Origin of the sequence: Vibrio panuliri (assembly GCF_009938205.1) — a bacterium.
GTDB lineage: Bacteria > Pseudomonadota > Gammaproteobacteria > Enterobacterales > Vibrionaceae > Vibrio > Vibrio panuliri.
In genome coordinates this window covers 2,165,019-2,180,634 of record NZ_AP019654.1, presented here as the reverse complement: position 1 = coordinate 2,180,634, position 15,616 = coordinate 2,165,019, and the positions used below count along the sequence as shown (strand labels likewise).

The window sequence follows — 15,616 nt, the reverse complement described above, 5'->3', positions numbered from 1 at the left end:
ATCAACTGACAATTTCCCTAAAAAGGCACCAAAGCCAACCAAATCAGTATCCGGTCATTTCCCATTGATTTCGTTGGTATCCTTTTCTGTTGGCGAATGTTGGGCACCAACAAGAGTTATACGTTGCCTCGCTCGAAAAGTGAGTGATGTTTCAAAAATGTAAACGTATGTTTGATTTTTGTGTTGTTTAGTCTTAGTCTGGTCAGACCACAACTAGAATAATGAAAGCGATGTCTGCCATGTACCCAAACTTACTCAAACCATTGGATTTAGGCTTCACCCAATTAAAGAATCGTGTGTTGATGGGCTCGATGCACACTGGGCTTGAAGAGGATAAACAAGGGCTCGATAAACTGGCGGCTTTTTATGCTGAACGTGCCAAAGGCGGTGTCGGCTTAATTGTTACCGGTGGCTTTTCACCTAATCTGCGCGGACGTTTGCACCCGTTTAGTGCGGAATTCAGTAAACCTAAGCATGCACAAGCCCACAAAGTGGTGACTGAGGCGGTACATCAGTACGGCGGCAAAATTGCGTTGCAGTTGCTACACGCAGGGCGTTATGCAATGCATCCTTTTGCGCAAAGTGCCTCTTCAATTAAAGCGCCTATTGCACGTTTCTCGCCCAGTGAAATGAGTGAGCGCCAAATCAAAAAGACCATCCAAGCGTTTGCTAACAGTGCATCATTAGCTCAATTGGCTGGATATGATGGCGTAGAGGTGATGGGGTCGGAAGGCTACTTGATTAACCAGTTCATCTGCCAACGCACCAATACCCGTTATGATGATTGGGGGGGGAGCTATCAAAATCGCATTCGTTTTGCCTTGGAAATTGTCAAAGCGATTCGTCAAGAAGTGGGCGAGCGATTTATTATCATTTTCCGCCTTTCGATGCTGGATCTGGTGGAGCAGGGCAGTACCTTTGATGAAGTGATTGAGCTAGCGCAAGCCTTAGAGAAGGCCGGTGTGAGCTTAATTAACACCGGCATAGGTTGGCATGAAGCTCGTATTCCAACCATCGCAACTCAAGTGCCTCGCGGCGCATTTGCATGGGTAACCGAGAAAGTCAGGCCGCATGTTTCAGTGCCAATCATTACTTGCAACCGTATCAATATGCCCGAAGAAGCGGAGAAGATTTTATCTTCTGGGCAAGCCGACATGGTATCAATGGCTCGCCCATTTCTTGCCGACCCCCACTTTGTCGTTAAAGCAGAGAAGCAGCAGTCTCGTTTGATCAACACGTGTATTGGTTGCAACCAAGCCTGCTTAGATAACGTATTTAAAGGTAAAGCCGCAAGTTGTTTGGTGAACCCTTACGCATGTCGCGAAACTGAGTTGATCCCGTTATCAACTCACACCGCCAAAAATATCGCAGTGGTGGGGGCTGGTCCCGCAGGTCTTGCCTGTGCAACCACTTTAGCCAGCCGAGGACATCAGGTTGACCTCTTTGAACGTAATGACCGAATTGGTGGGCAGTTCCGTCTTGCGATGCAGATCCCGGGCAAAGAAGAGTTTCGTGAGACCATTCGTTATTTCGCCAATCAGATCGATGAAACTGGCGTCAAACTGCATCTTGAAACAGAAGCCAACTTTGATCTGCTCAAAGAGTATGATGAAGTGATCATGGCGTCGGGCGTTGAGCCGCGTAAAGTGGAGATAAACGGCAGTCAGCAATCGGATAAAGTGATTGATTATCAGACACTAATTAGAGACAAAACTTACCTTGGTGATCGAGTAGCCATTGTTGGTGCTGGTGGCATTGGTATCGACGTAGCCACCATGATTACCGAACCTGATAACCATCAATTAGACGATTGGCTGCACGAGTGGGGAATTGATAAAGAGATGGCTCACCCCGGAGGCTTGTACCCATACCCGGATTCATTAAGCGATAAGGAAGTTTGGGTGCTGCAACGTCGCAAAGGGCGAGTGGGTAAAGGGCCGGGTAAAACCACCGGATGGATTCATAAACGCACCTTGGAAAAGCGCGGCGTTAACTTGTTGGGTGGTGTTGAATATCAAGGTATAACGGCAGATGGGCTTAAGATTAACTACCAAGGTGAAACTAAGACCATTAATGCCGACAGCATTGTTATCTGCGCCGGACAAGTTTCGGTACGTCCATTTGAAGATAAGTGGGCACAGTTAGGCGATAAATTACACGTGATTGGTGGTGCTGACCATGCCGGAGAGTTGGATGCAGTGCGAGCCATTAGACAAGGTGTCGAGTTAGGTTTAAAACTTTAGATACTCGGCAAAAGTAAAGCCGCCCTCTATTTATGAGGGCGGCTTTCCTTCAGAGTCACCAGCGTGATTATTTAGCCAGTTCGTAGTTCTCTTGCATCTCTTGTGGCGCAATGCCGTATTCGTAATCTGCTAAGTAACCACCTTTGTAAACCTTCATGCCTTTGTCGTCCCAACTGACTTTAATCACCGCCGTTTCGCCATCATTTGAACCAAGCAGTTTCAGCATGGCATCGTCAATTTTGATCGCTTTGATTGTGGCAATGCGTTTGAATGGTTTGAACTCAGTCGAAGTAGGAAGCTCGCCATAAGTGCCGGTCCAAACATCTTTTGGTACCAACCATTGGTTGTAGACATCGGCAACAATTGGTTTGCTCATGCTGGCGATGACCACGTCATCAGTCATCACATTGTTGGTTTCAAGAGTATAACCTCCTTTACCATCAGAAACGTAGGTTGGAAAATCTTGGCCTAGTTCTTGTTGCTTTGGTAGACGACCCAATGTTGGTGCTTTCTTTACATACAACTGCGCAGACTCAAATTGCTGCATAATTTGTGGGATCTTTTGAAATTCCACAGGATCAGCAGCGGAAGCAATAGATGGGAATGAAAGGGCTGCGGTGATAGCAGCAAGTACCAATGTCTTTTTCATTTTGTTGCTCGTTTTTAGTTGGTTGTCATTGGCTATATCGCCAAGTGACCAGTATAAAAATGCCGAGTCGGCAGAGGTGTTTTAAGTCTTATCTATGAGACCATGGTCACGAGCGGGTATGATAAGTAGAGAACGCAATCGTTTCACTAATTAATTGCGAGCTTTTCTCTGGAGATGCAAAAACGCTGATCCCTGCTAGGGATCAGCATGTACAGCGGGTTACAAAATGACGGTTTTGTTGCCGTAGACAAACACGTGATCGTTGACCACTTTATTGAGCGCTTTACTCAGGACATTCTTTTCCACATCACGGCCTGCTTGAGCCATGTCTTTGGCACTAAAGGTGTGGTCGACAGGAATCACATCTTGTTTGATGATCGGCCCTTCATCAAGGTCGTTAGTGACAAAGTGAGCCGTCGCACCGATGATTTTTACGCCACGGTCAAAAGCTTGTTGGTACGGTTTTGCACCGATAAATGCCGGTAGGAAACTATGGTGAATGTTGATAATTTTGTGATGGTACTTTTCAACGAATCCAGCAGTCAGAACGCGCATGTATTTTGCGAGAACCAAAAAATCCGCTTGGTATTGGTCGATCACTTTCAGCATCGCCTGCTCGTGCTCTTCACGCGATAACCCTTCATGACTGACATGGTGATAAGGGATATCAAACTTCTCAGTGAGAGCTTGTAACGTATCGTAGTTGCCAACGACCGCTGCAATATCAATGTCTAAACTACCATCATAGTTTTTCATCAAGATGTCGCCCAAACAATGGGCTTCTTTAGTGACAAGAACCACGACACGCTTGCGGCTTGAATCGACTAACTTGCGTCTTGCTCCGCTTGGCAAGGCTTGGTCAAGGTCCGCAAGGAAAGTTTGATCATTGAAGTAGCCTTCCAGCTCGGTGCGCATAAAGAAGTGGCCGCTTGAGTTATCAACAAACTCATTGTTATGAATAATGTTTAGCTGATGCTTATAACAAATATTGGTGATTTTTGAGATCAATCCTGGTGCATCACTACAGTGAGTTAGCAGTGTTTTCTTTTCCATTTCGTATCTACTTCCGTGAATTATTTTTTTCGTATTCTGAAATTTTTCGGCGCTTCCGAAGGGTGAGCTGAGCCGCAATAATAGGTTAACAATTAAACTAATATCAAATGGAATTCAACAAGTTATTTGGTTAAAACCAAGTTAGTTAGCGAATGTTGATGTTTTCTCTCCTCATTGAGTGTCTTAAGGTGGTTGTTATGGATAAAGAATTATTAGCCCGTAAACTTTACAGCGAACGAGTAACCAGCATGCTAGGTGATTGTCAGCTAGATGAATCCATTTTGACCGAGATGTGGGAATCTAAAGCGTCACCCAGTGAAGCTGCAAGAGCGATTATCGATAGTCAAAATGAGTTTGATGGACCAGCGTGGCTTTCCCGTTATCTTAATAAACGTTAATCAGACATAGAGTTCGAATTTTAACGCGGCGCTTCGGAGTCGCGTTTTTCATTTTAAACAGGGTATAATTAATTTTTTAATACCGACGTTCCCGCATCATGATTTCAAAAACCTTCTCCCAAGATGGCGCTTTAGGCAAAGCCATTCCCGGTTTTCAGCCGCGTCAGGCGCAACTCGATATGGCAGAAGCGGTTCGTCAAGCTATCAAGCAGCAAAGCCAATTGGTGATTGAAGCGGGTACGGGAACCGGTAAGACATTTGCCTATCTTGTTCCTGCGCTGCTAAGTGGGAAAAAAACCATTATCAGTACCGGTTCTAAAAACCTTCAAGAACAGCTTTTTCATCGCGATCTCCCGTTAATGACGTCTGCGCTCGGCTTTTATGGTCAAGTGGCATTGCTCAAAGGGCGGGCGAACTATCTCTGTATTGAGCGCCTTGGTCGGCAGATGATTGAAAGTCATGGTACTCACACTGACCCCACCTTATTGACTCAATTGGTGAAAGTACGTTCGTGGGCATCAGAGAGCAAAAGTGGCGATTTAGGTGAGTGTGATGCGATAGCCGAAGATAGCCCAGTGATTCCGACGATTACCTCGACCAACGAGAATTGCTTGGGTAAAGATTGCCCTAACTACACCGATTGTTTCGTGCTTAAAGCGCGTAAAAAAGCATTGGATGCCGACGTGGTGGTGGTGAATCACCATCTGTTTATGGCAGATCTAGCGATTAAAGAGACGGGCTTTGGGGAGTTAATTCCTGAAGCTGAAGTGTTTATCTTTGATGAGGCACATCAGATCCCCGATATCGCGAGTCAGTATTTTGGTCAGTCGGTATCAAGCCGTCAGATCCAAGAGTTGGCGAAAGATATTGAGATTGGCTATCGCACTGAAGCGAAAGATATGCGTCAACTGCAAAAAGTGGCGGATAAGTTGGTGCAGTCGGCGATGGACTTACGCATTTGTTTAGGAGAGCCCGGATTTCGCGGTAACTGGCGTGAGGCAATTAACTCGCCATCGATTGCGAGAGAGGTTGAGCGCGTGCGTGAAGCTTTAGATTTCGCCATCGAAGTGCTCAAAATTGCCTTGGGCCGCAGTCAACTTCTGGATGTTGCATTTGAACGCGCACACACCATCAAAGGGCGGATTGATAGAGTATGCGATGTCTCGATAACTGGTTACTCCTACTGGTTTGATACTACGCCTCGCCACTTTAGCTTGCACATTACCCCATTGAGTGTGGCGGATAAGTTTCATGAGCAGATCGAGCTCAAGCAAGGCACATGGATATTTACCTCCGCAACCTTAGCGGTAAATGAAGACTTTGGTCACTTTACATCACGCTTAGGTTTAAAGCCTTCTGCGCAGTTTTCGCTTCCCAGTCCGTTTGACTATCAATCTCAAGCTCGGTTGTGCGTACCGCGCTACTTGCCAGAACCCAACAGCGCCGGTCTAGCAGACAAATTGGTGCGAATGCTTGTTCCGGTGATTGAGCAAAACCAAGGGCGCTGTTTCTTTCTTTGCACGTCGCACAGCATGATGCGTGAATTGGGCGAACGATTTAGAGAAGTGCTCTCGGTACCGGTGCTGATGCAAGGCGAGACCAGTAAACAAAAGACGTTAGCGGAGTTTATGGAGCTAGGAAATGCTTTGCTGGTGGCAACGGGCGCATTCTGGGAAGGGATTGATGTTAGAGGTGATACGCTGAGCTGTGTTATTATCGATAAATTACCGTTTACCGCGCCCGATGACCCGCTATTAAAAGCGCGCATTGAAGATTGTCGCTTAAAAGGTGGTGACCCATTTGCACAAGTTCAATTGCCAGATGCGGTTATTACGTTAAAGCAAGGGGTTGGGCGTTTAATCCGGGATAAGAAAGACAAGGGTGCACTGATCATTTGTGATAATCGATTAGTGACACGTGAGTATGGCGGTGTGTTTCTCGCGAGCTTACCGGCTATTCCTCGCACACGCGATTTAGGCGTGATAGAGGACTTTCTACACCAAATTTCAGTAACAAATAATCAAGATTAGAGATTTCAATGAGCGCAAAGATTCTTGCCCTAGATACATCAACTGAAAACTGTTCAGTTGCCCTCCTTATTGGTGACCAAGTGTATGCACGTAGCCAAGTGGCGCCACGTGACCATACTAAATTGGTACTGCCAATGGTTGATGAGGTGCTAAAGGAAGCGGGTGTGACTCTCGCACAGCTTGATGCGCTCGCGTTTGGTCGTGGTCCAGGCAGTTTTACTGGTGTGCGCATTGGCATCGGCATTGCGCAAGGGTTAGCTTTTGGTGCTGATTTGCCAATGATTGGTGTGTCAACGCTGGCAGCAATGGCGCAAGGGAGTTTTCGTCTTAGTGGCGCGACACATGTCGCAACTGCTATCGATGCGCGCATGAACGAAGTTTACTGGGGACGTTACAGCCGTCAAGAGAATGGTGAATGGTTAGCGGTTGATAGCGAATGCGTTATCCCTCCAGCGACATTGTGTGAGCAAGTGGAAGCCGACGAGCATGAGTGGATGATGGCAGGAACAGGCTGGGAGGCGTATCAAGACGCGATGACTGGTTTGGCGTTAACTCGAAACAGTGGTGATGTACTCTTCCCAGATGCGCAAGACATTGTGCAAATCGCAAAACATATGCTGGCAAAAGGCGAAACCGTACCAGTGGAAGAGTCTAGCCCTGTTTACTTGCGTGACAATGTCGCGTGGAAGAAATTGCCGGGTCGCGAATAATTCGCCCAACCTAAATGGTAGGTAAATAGTATGGTGTCAATTAATGGTTTACCTTCTTCGATTCCTGGCTCGGGTAAGACTCAACGAGTTGGGAAAAAGAATGAGGTAAAGAAAGCCCAACAGAAGGGCGATGTAGCTCAACCTTCGAAGGTGGCGAATGCCGTTGCCCATACTATTCGACATGTACAAGAATCTGACATTCACAAAGCGCAAATCCAGTACGATCTTCCAGAAGGTCGAAGCCGTAAAGCATTAGAAGAGTACATGCGGGTAATGAATCAAGCTAAGCGCGATGAACTGATTCAATTACTCGGTGTCGATATTTACATATAGCTTTGACTGAATATGCCCAATCTGGGTGGGTATATAATTAACCAAACAGTTCAGATGAGTAATGAATATGAAAGATCTGCGATTTGTAAAATTAGCCCTATGCTCTGTTGCCTTGCTTGCCCTTAGTGCCTGTTCGTCGCTACCTGAGCAGTTGGTTTCTGACAATCCCAACCTAATTAGTGACTATGCCACTTGGCAACAACAATCTGCTGTGCAGAATGAAGTGCGTATGGGTGGGGTGATTGCTGAAGTGGAAAACCTTGCTGACCGAACCCGAATTGAGGTGGTGAACTTGCCGATCGATTCTGTTGGTAAGCCTGATATTGGACAAGAGCCAAATGGTCGATTTGTCGCTTACTTACAAGGTTTTGAAGATCCGGTTGCTTTTGCTCCTGGGCGTTTGATTACGTTCTTGGGTGAATCTAATGGCTCGGAAAACGGCAAAGTGGGCGAGTTTGACGCTACTTTCCCAGTGATGAATGCGCGCGGCTACCGTTTGTGGCGAGTTGAGGAACGCATCATCATCAATGATCCGGGCAGTTATGTTTATCCATGTCGTACCATTTATTGCCGTGACAACTACTATAACTCCCGCCAAGGACGAGTGATTAAAGACGTTCGATAATGTTTAAGGAAACCCGTTTTCAGCTGTTGGATGTTCGAATCGCAGCGCGCGAGATTGGCTTTGCGCAAGGAAATGAGCCGACGGTGGTCTATTTACATGGTTGGCTCGATAATGCGGCGAGTTTTGAGTCTGTCATGATAGAGCTTAAACACTTGGCTCCCCATTGGCATCAGTGCGCGATAGATTTAGCCGGACACGGTTTATCTAGTCACAAGTCTGGTGGCAATTATTACCCTTTCCACGATTATATTGACGACCTTTATCAGTTTTTGGCTAATCTTTCGCCAAACAAGTTGATTTTAGTGGGACATTCTCTTGGTGCTTTGATTGCAAGTTGTTATAGTGCCGCCTTTCCTGAGCAAGTTGCCGCCTTGATCCAAATTGAAGGTAATGGCCCGCTTGCGGAATCGAGTGAAAATAGCGTCGAAAGGTTGCGGGATGGAGTCAAGAGTCGCCGACGTGTACGCGCTAAGCCTCAACGTGAGTTTGCGACAGTTGAACAGATAATTGAACGCAGAGCTTCGGTAAATAATCTCACTACCGAGCAGATTGCTCCCATCGTTTGGCGAGGCAGCGAAGCAACAGCATCGGGCTGGCGATTAAGGCACGATATCAAGTTGCAGAGTGACTCTTTGTATCGAATGTCTTTTGCCCATGCGGCGCACGTTCGTCAGCATATCCTCTGTCCACAACAGATAATCTTGGCTAACAATGGCTATGCCTACTTGCAGCAAGATAGCGACAAGTTAGCTAACGTTGTCTACATTGAAGGTGGACATCACTGCCATTTGCAGCATCCTGCGCTAGTGGCGCAACATATTTTTGCTTTAGTTAACAAAATTTAAACAAGTGTTTGAGCTTTTGGTGCTCGAGCACTCAGCCTGTGTTGTAATAGAGCTTGAATGACGTGCTATAAACACGTTTCAACGCTGAACATTGAATTACAATACCTGTCTAATTCGAGGAGTAGTATCGTGGATAAACCTTGGTTATCTCGTTATCCAAGCGAAGTGCCTGAGCACATCAACCCAGACCAATATCCTTCATTGGTTGAGATGTTTGAGCAATCAGTACAAAAATACGCTGATCAGCCAGCATTTATGAATATGGGTTCGGTTATGACCTTCCGTAAGTTGGAAGAACGTAGCCGTGCTTTTGCCGCGTACCTACAAAACGATCTGAAACTACAAAAAGGCGATCGCGTCGCGCTAATGATGCCAAACCTGTTGCAATATCCAGTCGCACTATTTGGTGTGCTGCGTGCAGGTCTTATCGCTGTGAACGTGAATCCTCTTTACACGCCGCGTGAACTTGAGCATCAACTTAATGACTCAGGGGCTAAAGCGATTGTTATCGTTTCCAACTTTGCTAACACGTTAGAGCAAATCGTCGACAACACGCCAGTAAAACATGTTGTTCTAACGAGCTTAGGGCAAATGCTTCCACGTGCGAAAGGTACCATCGTAGACTTTGTGGTTAAGTACGTAAAAGGCATGGTACCGAAGTACGACTTGCCGGGTGCTATCTCCATGCGCAAAGCTCTGCACAAAGGTCGCCGCTTGCAATATGTGAAGCCATTTATGTCAGGTGACGATATTGCATTCTTGCAATATACCGGCGGCACAACAGGTGTGGCGAAGGGCGCAATTTTGACGCATCGCAACATGGTGGCGAATGTCATGCAGGCGAAAGGGGCTTATGGTCCAGTACTATCTGCGGGTCAAGAGTTGGTAGTAACCGCATTGCCGCTTTACCATGTGTTTGCTTTGACCGTGAACTGTTTACTGTTCATTGAAATGGGTGGGCGTAACCTACTAATTACTAACCCACGTGATATTCCAGGCTTTATCAAAGAGCTACAAAAGTATCCGTTTACAGCGGTGACTGGCGTTAACACGCTATTTAATGCCCTAGTGAACAACGAAGACTTCCATGAGCTTGACTTCAGTAAGATGAAACTGTCGGTTGGTGGTGGTATGGCTGTGCAACGTGGCGTGGCTGAAAAGTGGAAGAAAATCACGGGTATTCATCTACTAGAAGGCTACGGTTTAACCGAGTGTTCGCCATTGGTAACGGGCAACCCATACGACTTGGTTGATTACACGGGTGCGATTGGTTTGCCTGTACCTTCAACAGAAGTGCGTATCGTTGATGAAGAGGGTATGGCTCTGCCATACACTGAAGTTGGTGAGCTGCAAGTTCGTGGCCCTCAAGTCATGCAAGGTTACTGGCAGCGCAGCGAAGCGACCAAAGAAGTATTAACCGAAGATGGTTGGTTATCGACGGGCGATATCGTTAAGTTTGATGATGAAGGATTGATTCACATTGTCGATCGCAAAAAAGACATGATTTTGGTCTCAGGATTTAACGTGTATCCAAATGAGATTGAGGATGTGGTTTCGCTGCATGGTAAGGTGTTGGAAGCGGCAGCAATTGCTCAGGCACACGAAGTGTCGGGTGAGATTGTTAAGCTTTACGTGGTTAAGCGTGATCCAAGCCTGACTAAAGAAGAAGTGATTGCTCACTGTCGTCAGCATCTGACCGGTTATAAAGTGCCGAAATTGGTTGAGTTCAAAGAAGATCTACCAAAAACCAATGTTGGCAAAATCTTACGTCGAGTACTTCGTGAAGAGAACGATGTTAAGCTTGCAAAACTGGCTGAGGCAAATGCTGAGTAAGCCAAGCAGTAGCAGATAAATAGTGATAGAATGCCGGCAAACCATGCCGGCATTTTTAATGCGAGAATTAAGTGAACTATCAGATTATTACTCAAAGCGCAGATTTAGAGGCTGTGTGTAGACAAGCACGAGCTGTAGATGCTGTGATGCTTGATACCGAATTTGTGCGTACGCGTACTTATTACCCGCAATTGGGACTTATCCAATTGTTTGATGGCGAAACGCTTTCATTGATCGACCCGTTAGAAATCGAAGATATGACAGCATTTGTTGAGCTACTGAAAGATACTTCGGTAATGAAGGTTCTGCATGCCTGTGGTGAGGACCTCGAGGTATTCTTCAATAGCTTTGAATGCTTACCTCAACCTATGGTCGATACTCAGATCATGGCGGCTTTCTTAGGTAACGGCTTGTCGACAGGATTTGCTGCCTTGGTGGAAGCGAATCTCGGTGTGGCACTAGATAAGAGTGAGTCGCGCACGGATTGGATGGCGCGTCCATTGTCGCAAAAACAGCTTGATTACGCTGCTGCTGACGTATACTACCTTAAGCCTCTGTATGAAAAACTGCTGCAACAAGTTGAGCAAGCAGGCTGGTGGAGTGCAGCTCAACAAGAGTGTGAACTGATTGCCGCCAAGCGTATCAAGACCGTGGATGCTGAGAATGCTTATTTAGATATCAAAGGTGCATGGCAGTTAAAGCCGCGAGAATTGGCTATATTGAAGCCGCTCGCGACGTGGCGCTATAAAGAGGCGATCCGTCGTGATTTAGCCCTTAACTTTGTTTTTAAAGAGAACGACCTTTTGACGATTGCACGCTTGGGTTTAACCAATCGTCATCAAATGGAACAAGAGGGGATGGATCCTCGCTCACTGCAACGTCATAGCGCACGGATTATTTCATTGGTGAAAGCAGCAAAAAACACACCTGCTGATCAATACCCAGAGAAAATAGTGCGTTTAATGGATAAGCCAGGCTACAAACAACTATTTAAAGTCCTCAAGGATGAAGTGAAGAAAGCGTCTGAACGTAGTGGCCTAGCCAGTGAGTTTCTTGCGTCGAAAAAGCAGCTTAATAGTGTGATTAGCTGGGTATGGAAACGTCAGCGCGACACCAGCAAACTGCCGGATGTGATGCAAGGTTGGCGTTTAGAGTTGCTAGGACAAAATTTAGATAAGTTGATTAAATAGTTTAGAGCAACTTATTGCACAATTCGCTGCACAAGGAAAGGCTGGGCAACATTCCCAGCCTTTTACATTTTGCTGGTGTCTATAAAGATCAGCAAATGGCCGAAACAATGGTTGCGACATGTTGGCAAAAGCCTCAGAATGTCGCACTTTTCAATCCGAGCTAGATTTTAACGCTAAGCTTGGTGTGAACCACTTTATACTGAGAAACAATTTATGGGTTTTACCTCACTCGCTCTTTCTGCTCCAATTCTTAAAGCCATTAAAGAACAAGGTTACGATACACCTTCGCCAATTCAAGCTAAGGCGATACCAGCCGTTCTTGAAGGCAAAGATGTGATGGCAGCAGCTCAGACTGGTACAGGTAAAACAGCGGGCTTTACGCTGCCGATTCTTGAGCGTTTGGCAAACGGCCCACGTGTAAAGAACAACCATATTCGAGCTCTTATCCTAACCCCTACTCGTGAGCTTGCCGCACAAGTACACGAAAACGTACACAACTATAGCCGCTATTTAGATCTCAACTCTGCAGTGGTATTTGGTGGGGTTAAGATTAACCCGCAAATGCTTAAGTTGACTCGTGGTGTGGATGTACTGGTGGCAACGCCGGGTCGTTTGATGGATCTTTACAACCAAAATGCGGTTAAGTTTGATCAACTTGAAGTGCTCGTGCTGGATGAAGCTGACCGTATGTTGGATATGGGCTTTATTCGCGACATTCGTAAAATTCTCGATTTATTGCCAAAAGAACGCCAAAATTTACTATTTTCGGCGACGTTCTCTGACGAAATTCGCGATCTAGCGAAAGGACTAGTCAATAACCCAGTTGAGATTTCAGTCAATCCGGCAAACTCAACAGCGAAAACCATCGAACAATTTATCTACCCAGCAGACAAACGCAAGAAAGCACCCATGCTGGTGAAGTTAATTAAAGACGGTGATTGGCGCCAAACCTTGGTGTTCTGCCGCACCAAACATGGAGCGAACCGCCTAGCGTTTTATCTAAATGGCGAAGGCATTACTGCGGCGCCTATCCATGGTAACAAAAGCCAAGGGGCGCGTACCAAGGCACTGGCTGATTTTAAATCTGGAGAAGTGCGAGTGCTAGTGGCTACCGATATCGCTGCGCGTGGTATTGATATCCCTCAGTTGCCACAAGTGGTTAACTTTGAGCTGCCTCATGTCTCAGAAGACTATGTTCACCGTATTGGTCGTACTGGTCGCGCAGGTGAAGTGGGTAAAGCGGTGTCACTGGTTTGCTCTGATGAGAAAGCAGAACTGTTTGGTATCGAGCGCTTGATTCAGCAGGTACTACCTCGTCTTGAGCTAGAGGGTTATAAGGCGGTCAATGAGTTACCTGAGTCTGTGCTTGATACACGCCCAATCAAGCCTAAGAAGCCGAAAAAACCGAAGAAGCCAAAGACAGAACATGCCGATGGTCAGCGTTCAGGTGAGAAAGCTCGCGGTCATAAACCGGCTGGCAAAAACAAGCGCCACTTTGGCGACAAGCCTGCTGAAGGTAAGAAACCAAATAGTCATGGCGGCAAGCCAAAAGCAAAAGGTCAGGGCAAACCGACCAATAAAGGCGGACAAGCTAGCCGCACTAAACCTTCAGACAGCGGCAATGACACTCGTTCACGCAATGGTGGAAAACCAAACGGGCAGGCAGCGCGTAAGCCAGCACAAAACCGCAAGCCTCGTCCTGCGAATGGCAGTCGCGGTTAATCATTTAAACTAAAGAGTTAAATTAGTAAGCCCTGTGATATCACGGGGCTTTTTATTCGCTAGTCATCGATGACAACCACTTTTCCGGTTGTTTGACCATTTCAAATTCTTAGGCTCTGCGCGATGCACATAGCATCATCAAAAAAGGCTTCCCGAAGGAAGCCTTATAAATTTGAGCTTAATAGTTAGCCAGCGAGAACGTCGGTGGCGACTTTATAGCTTGGGTCTTCTTTTACGTTGATTTCAACTAAGCTACCCGCTTTGTGCAATAGCGCGCGACAATCTTGGCTTAGGTGGCGTAAGTGCAGTGTTTTACCAACCGCAGCGTAACGCTCTGCCAATGTCTCAATCGCTTCAATTGCAGAGTGGTCTGTAACGCGAGAATGGGCGAAGTCAACAATCACATCATTCGGGTCATTTTGCGCGTTAAACAGTTCAAGGAAGTTAGCCGCGCTACCAAAGAAGATAGGGCCATGAACTTGATACTCTTTTGAACCATCTTCGTTGATTTTGCTTGAAGCGTAGATATGTTTTGCGTGCTCCCATGCAAACATTAGTGCCGAAGCAATCACACCAACGGCAACCGCCACTGCAAGGTCAGTCAGTACAGTTACTACTGTTACTAGTACGATAACGAAGAAGTCTTGTTTCGGTACACGGCGAGCCAGTTTGAATGTTGCCCATTCAAAGGTGCCAATAACCACCATAAACATAACGCCAACCAGTGCTGCAAGCGGGATCATCTCGATCAGTGATGAAGCAAATAGGATAAATACCAAAAGCATGACTGCAGCAACGATACCCGACAGTCGACCACGACCACCTGAGTTCACGTTAATCATTGACTGACCAATCATCGCACAACCACCCATAGCACCGAATACTGAACAAGTGATGTTCGCAAGACCTTGACCCATACATTCACGGTTTGATTGACCGCGTGTGTTGGTCATCTCATCCAATACTGTCAATGTAAGTAGCGACTCAATTAAGCCAATCGCAGCAAGAATAATCGCATAAGGTAGGATGATTTGAAGTGTCTCCAGCGTTAATGGAACTTCTGGAATAGAGAAGGTTGGTAGTGTGCCCGCCAGCGTCGCAGCTTCATCACCAGACATAGTGCGTAGGAAGTCAACTACGGTACGAGTTTCAAGATCCAAACCAACCACAAGTGCGGTAACAGTGACAATCGCAACGAGTGATGACGGTACGGCAGTGGTGAGCTTTGGCAAGAAATGGATAATTGCCATCGTTAGCGCCACAAGACCAAGCATCAGCAGCATTTGATCGCCAGGTAGCCAAGTCAGAGCTCCGCTAAGATCCGGCGCTTTGAATTGCCCCAACTGAGCAAGGAAGATAACAATCGCTAAACCGTTTACAAAGCCAATCATTACTGGATGCGGCACCATACGGATAAACTTACCAAGCTTAAATAGGCCCGCAGTGATTTGTAAGATACCTGCAAGTAAGATCGCGGCAAAAAGGTACTGTACACCGTGTGTGGCGACAAGGCTTACCATCACAACGGCCATTGCACCCGTTGCACCTGAAATCATGCCTGGGCGACCACCAAAAATAGAGGTAACGAGGCCGACAATAAATGCCGCGTAAAGACCAACCATTGGGTCAACGCCGGCAACGAAAGCAAACGCAACCGCTTCAGGAACTAACGCTAGGGCAACGGTTAAGCCCGATAACACATCGTTTTTGACAGAGTGTTTGGAAAATTGTGGAAATTCAAACATATTTGCTCAGTTTGGCTAAGTGTTAAAACATCAACTAAGCGTGCAGAACGCTTAGCTATAGGCTGAATCTATTGTTGAATGTCACTGGAGCAAAATGAGAATTTAAAGAGCAGAGTGACTTAGTCATAATTCAGTTTGAGTCGGCGCATGCTACCGAAAACTGTGATTAAGTTCAAGAATAAACCAGATGTAAACCGATAAATAGGCTAAATATTTGTTATCGGTATGGGTGGAAATAGT

Annotated in this window: 13 protein-coding genes; 10 read left to right on the top strand and 3 right to left on the bottom strand. The window is 46.3% G+C overall.

Annotation, left to right across the window (positions count from 1 at the left end; all coding sequences use genetic code 11):
* The first annotated feature begins 230 nt into the window (after positions 1 to 230).
* Complete coding sequence (locus GZK95_RS09870) at positions 231 to 2,243, top strand: NADPH-dependent 2,4-dienoyl-CoA reductase (protein WP_171972128.1); 2,013 nt, start codon at positions 231 to 233, stop codon at positions 2,241 to 2,243.
* Between the two features lie 67 nt (positions 2,244 to 2,310).
* Here GZK95_RS09870 and GZK95_RS09865 read toward each other — a convergent pair whose 3' ends face one another.
* A complete protein-coding gene (locus GZK95_RS09865; RefSeq protein ID WP_075716576.1) occupies positions 2,311 to 2,892 on the bottom strand; it encodes a hypothetical protein in 582 nt (193 codons plus the stop codon).
* 219 nt (positions 2,893 to 3,111) lie between these two features.
* Complete coding sequence (gene purU / locus GZK95_RS09860; RefSeq protein WP_075708205.1) at positions 3,112 to 3,945, bottom strand: formyltetrahydrofolate deformylase; 834 nt, start codon at positions 3,943 to 3,945, stop codon at positions 3,112 to 3,114.
* A gap of 197 nt (positions 3,946 to 4,142) precedes the next feature.
* Here purU and GZK95_RS09855 point away from each other — a divergent pair, with 197 nt between their 5' ends.
* The 9 genes from GZK95_RS09855 (at position 4,143) to GZK95_RS09815 (ending at position 13,631) form a co-directional block, all read left to right on the top strand.
* Positions 4,143 to 4,343, top strand: a complete 201-nt coding sequence (locus GZK95_RS09855; protein WP_075708203.1) for a hypothetical protein — start codon at positions 4,143 to 4,145, stop codon at positions 4,341 to 4,343.
* A gap of 98 nt (positions 4,344 to 4,441) precedes the next feature.
* On the top strand, positions 4,442 to 6,373 hold the full coding sequence (locus GZK95_RS09850) for an ATP-dependent DNA helicase (RefSeq protein WP_075716577.1): 1,932 nt from the start codon (positions 4,442 to 4,444) through the stop codon (positions 6,371 to 6,373).
* 8 nt (positions 6,374 to 6,381) lie between these two features.
* Positions 6,382 to 7,083, top strand: a complete 702-nt coding sequence (gene tsaB / locus GZK95_RS09845; RefSeq protein ID WP_075716578.1) for a tRNA (adenosine(37)-N6)-threonylcarbamoyltransferase complex dimerization subunit type 1 TsaB — start codon at positions 6,382 to 6,384, stop codon at positions 7,081 to 7,083.
* Positions 7,084 to 7,113: 30 nt separating this feature from the next.
* On the top strand, positions 7,114 to 7,416 hold the full coding sequence (locus tag GZK95_RS09840) for a chromosome partitioning protein ParA (protein ID WP_075708196.1): 303 nt from the start codon (positions 7,114 to 7,116) through the stop codon (positions 7,414 to 7,416).
* Positions 7,417 to 7,483: 67 nt separating this feature from the next.
* Positions 7,484 to 8,041 (top strand): Slp family lipoprotein, encoded by a 558-nt coding sequence (locus tag GZK95_RS09835; RefSeq protein WP_075716579.1) that lies wholly within the window; start codon positions 7,484 to 7,486, stop codon positions 8,039 to 8,041.
* Positions 8,041 to 8,886 carry an alpha/beta hydrolase gene (locus tag GZK95_RS09830; protein ID WP_075708192.1) on the top strand — a complete coding sequence of 282 codons (846 nt, stop codon included), beginning with the start codon at positions 8,041 to 8,043 and terminating at the stop codon, positions 8,884 to 8,886. Before GZK95_RS09835 ends, GZK95_RS09830 begins: the two co-directional genes overlap by 1 nt.
* Before the next feature lie 129 nt (positions 8,887 to 9,015).
* Positions 9,016 to 10,719 (top strand): long-chain-fatty-acid--CoA ligase FadD, encoded by a 1,704-nt coding sequence (gene fadD / locus GZK95_RS09825; protein WP_075716580.1) that lies wholly within the window; start codon positions 9,016 to 9,018, stop codon positions 10,717 to 10,719.
* 71 nt (positions 10,720 to 10,790) lie between these two features.
* A complete protein-coding gene (rnd, locus tag GZK95_RS09820) occupies positions 10,791 to 11,909 on the top strand; it encodes a ribonuclease D (RefSeq protein WP_075716581.1) in 1,119 nt (372 codons plus the stop codon).
* 213 nt (positions 11,910 to 12,122) lie between these two features.
* A complete protein-coding gene (locus GZK95_RS09815) occupies positions 12,123 to 13,631 on the top strand; it encodes a DEAD/DEAH box helicase (protein ID WP_075708186.1) in 1,509 nt (502 codons plus the stop codon).
* Between the two features lie 185 nt (positions 13,632 to 13,816).
* Here the strand turns inward: GZK95_RS09815 and GZK95_RS09810 are convergent, their stop codons facing one another.
* On the bottom strand, positions 13,817 to 15,376 hold the full coding sequence (locus GZK95_RS09810) for a SulP family inorganic anion transporter (RefSeq protein ID WP_075708184.1): 1,560 nt from the start codon (positions 15,374 to 15,376) through the stop codon (positions 13,817 to 13,819).
* Positions 15,377 to 15,616 lie beyond the last annotated feature (240 nt).

What these genes read in the sequence shown, in the direction of transcription:
- GZK95_RS09840 (WP_075708196.1), top strand. Translation starts at nt 7,114, where the DNA reads ATGGTGTCAATTAATGGTTTACCTTCTTCGATTCCTGGCTCGGGTAAG.
- GZK95_RS09830 (WP_075708192.1), top strand. Translation starts at nt 8,041, where the DNA reads ATGTTTAAGGAAACCCGTTTTCAGCTGTTGGATGTTCGAATCGCAGCG.
- purU (WP_075708205.1), bottom strand. Translation starts at nt 3,945, where the DNA reads ATGGAAAAGAAAACACTGCTAACTCACTGTAGTGATGCACCAGGATTG.
- GZK95_RS09855 (WP_075708203.1), top strand. Translation starts at nt 4,143, where the DNA reads ATGGATAAAGAATTATTAGCCCGTAAACTTTACAGCGAACGAGTAACC.
- tsaB (WP_075716578.1), top strand. Translation starts at nt 6,382, where the DNA reads ATGAGCGCAAAGATTCTTGCCCTAGATACATCAACTGAAAACTGTTCA.
- GZK95_RS09865 (WP_075716576.1), bottom strand. Translation starts at nt 2,892, where the DNA reads ATGAAAAAGACATTGGTACTTGCTGCTATCACCGCAGCCCTTTCATTC.
- GZK95_RS09810 (WP_075708184.1), bottom strand. Translation starts at nt 15,376, where the DNA reads ATGTTTGAATTTCCACAATTTTCCAAACACTCTGTCAAAAACGATGTG.
- GZK95_RS09850 (WP_075716577.1), top strand. Translation starts at nt 4,442, where the DNA reads ATGATTTCAAAAACCTTCTCCCAAGATGGCGCTTTAGGCAAAGCCATT.
- GZK95_RS09835 (WP_075716579.1), top strand. Translation starts at nt 7,484, where the DNA reads ATGAAAGATCTGCGATTTGTAAAATTAGCCCTATGCTCTGTTGCCTTG.
- GZK95_RS09870 (WP_171972128.1), top strand. Translation starts at nt 231, where the DNA reads ATGTCTGCCATGTACCCAAACTTACTCAAACCATTGGATTTAGGCTTC.
- GZK95_RS09815 (WP_075708186.1), top strand. Translation starts at nt 12,123, where the DNA reads ATGGGTTTTACCTCACTCGCTCTTTCTGCTCCAATTCTTAAAGCCATT.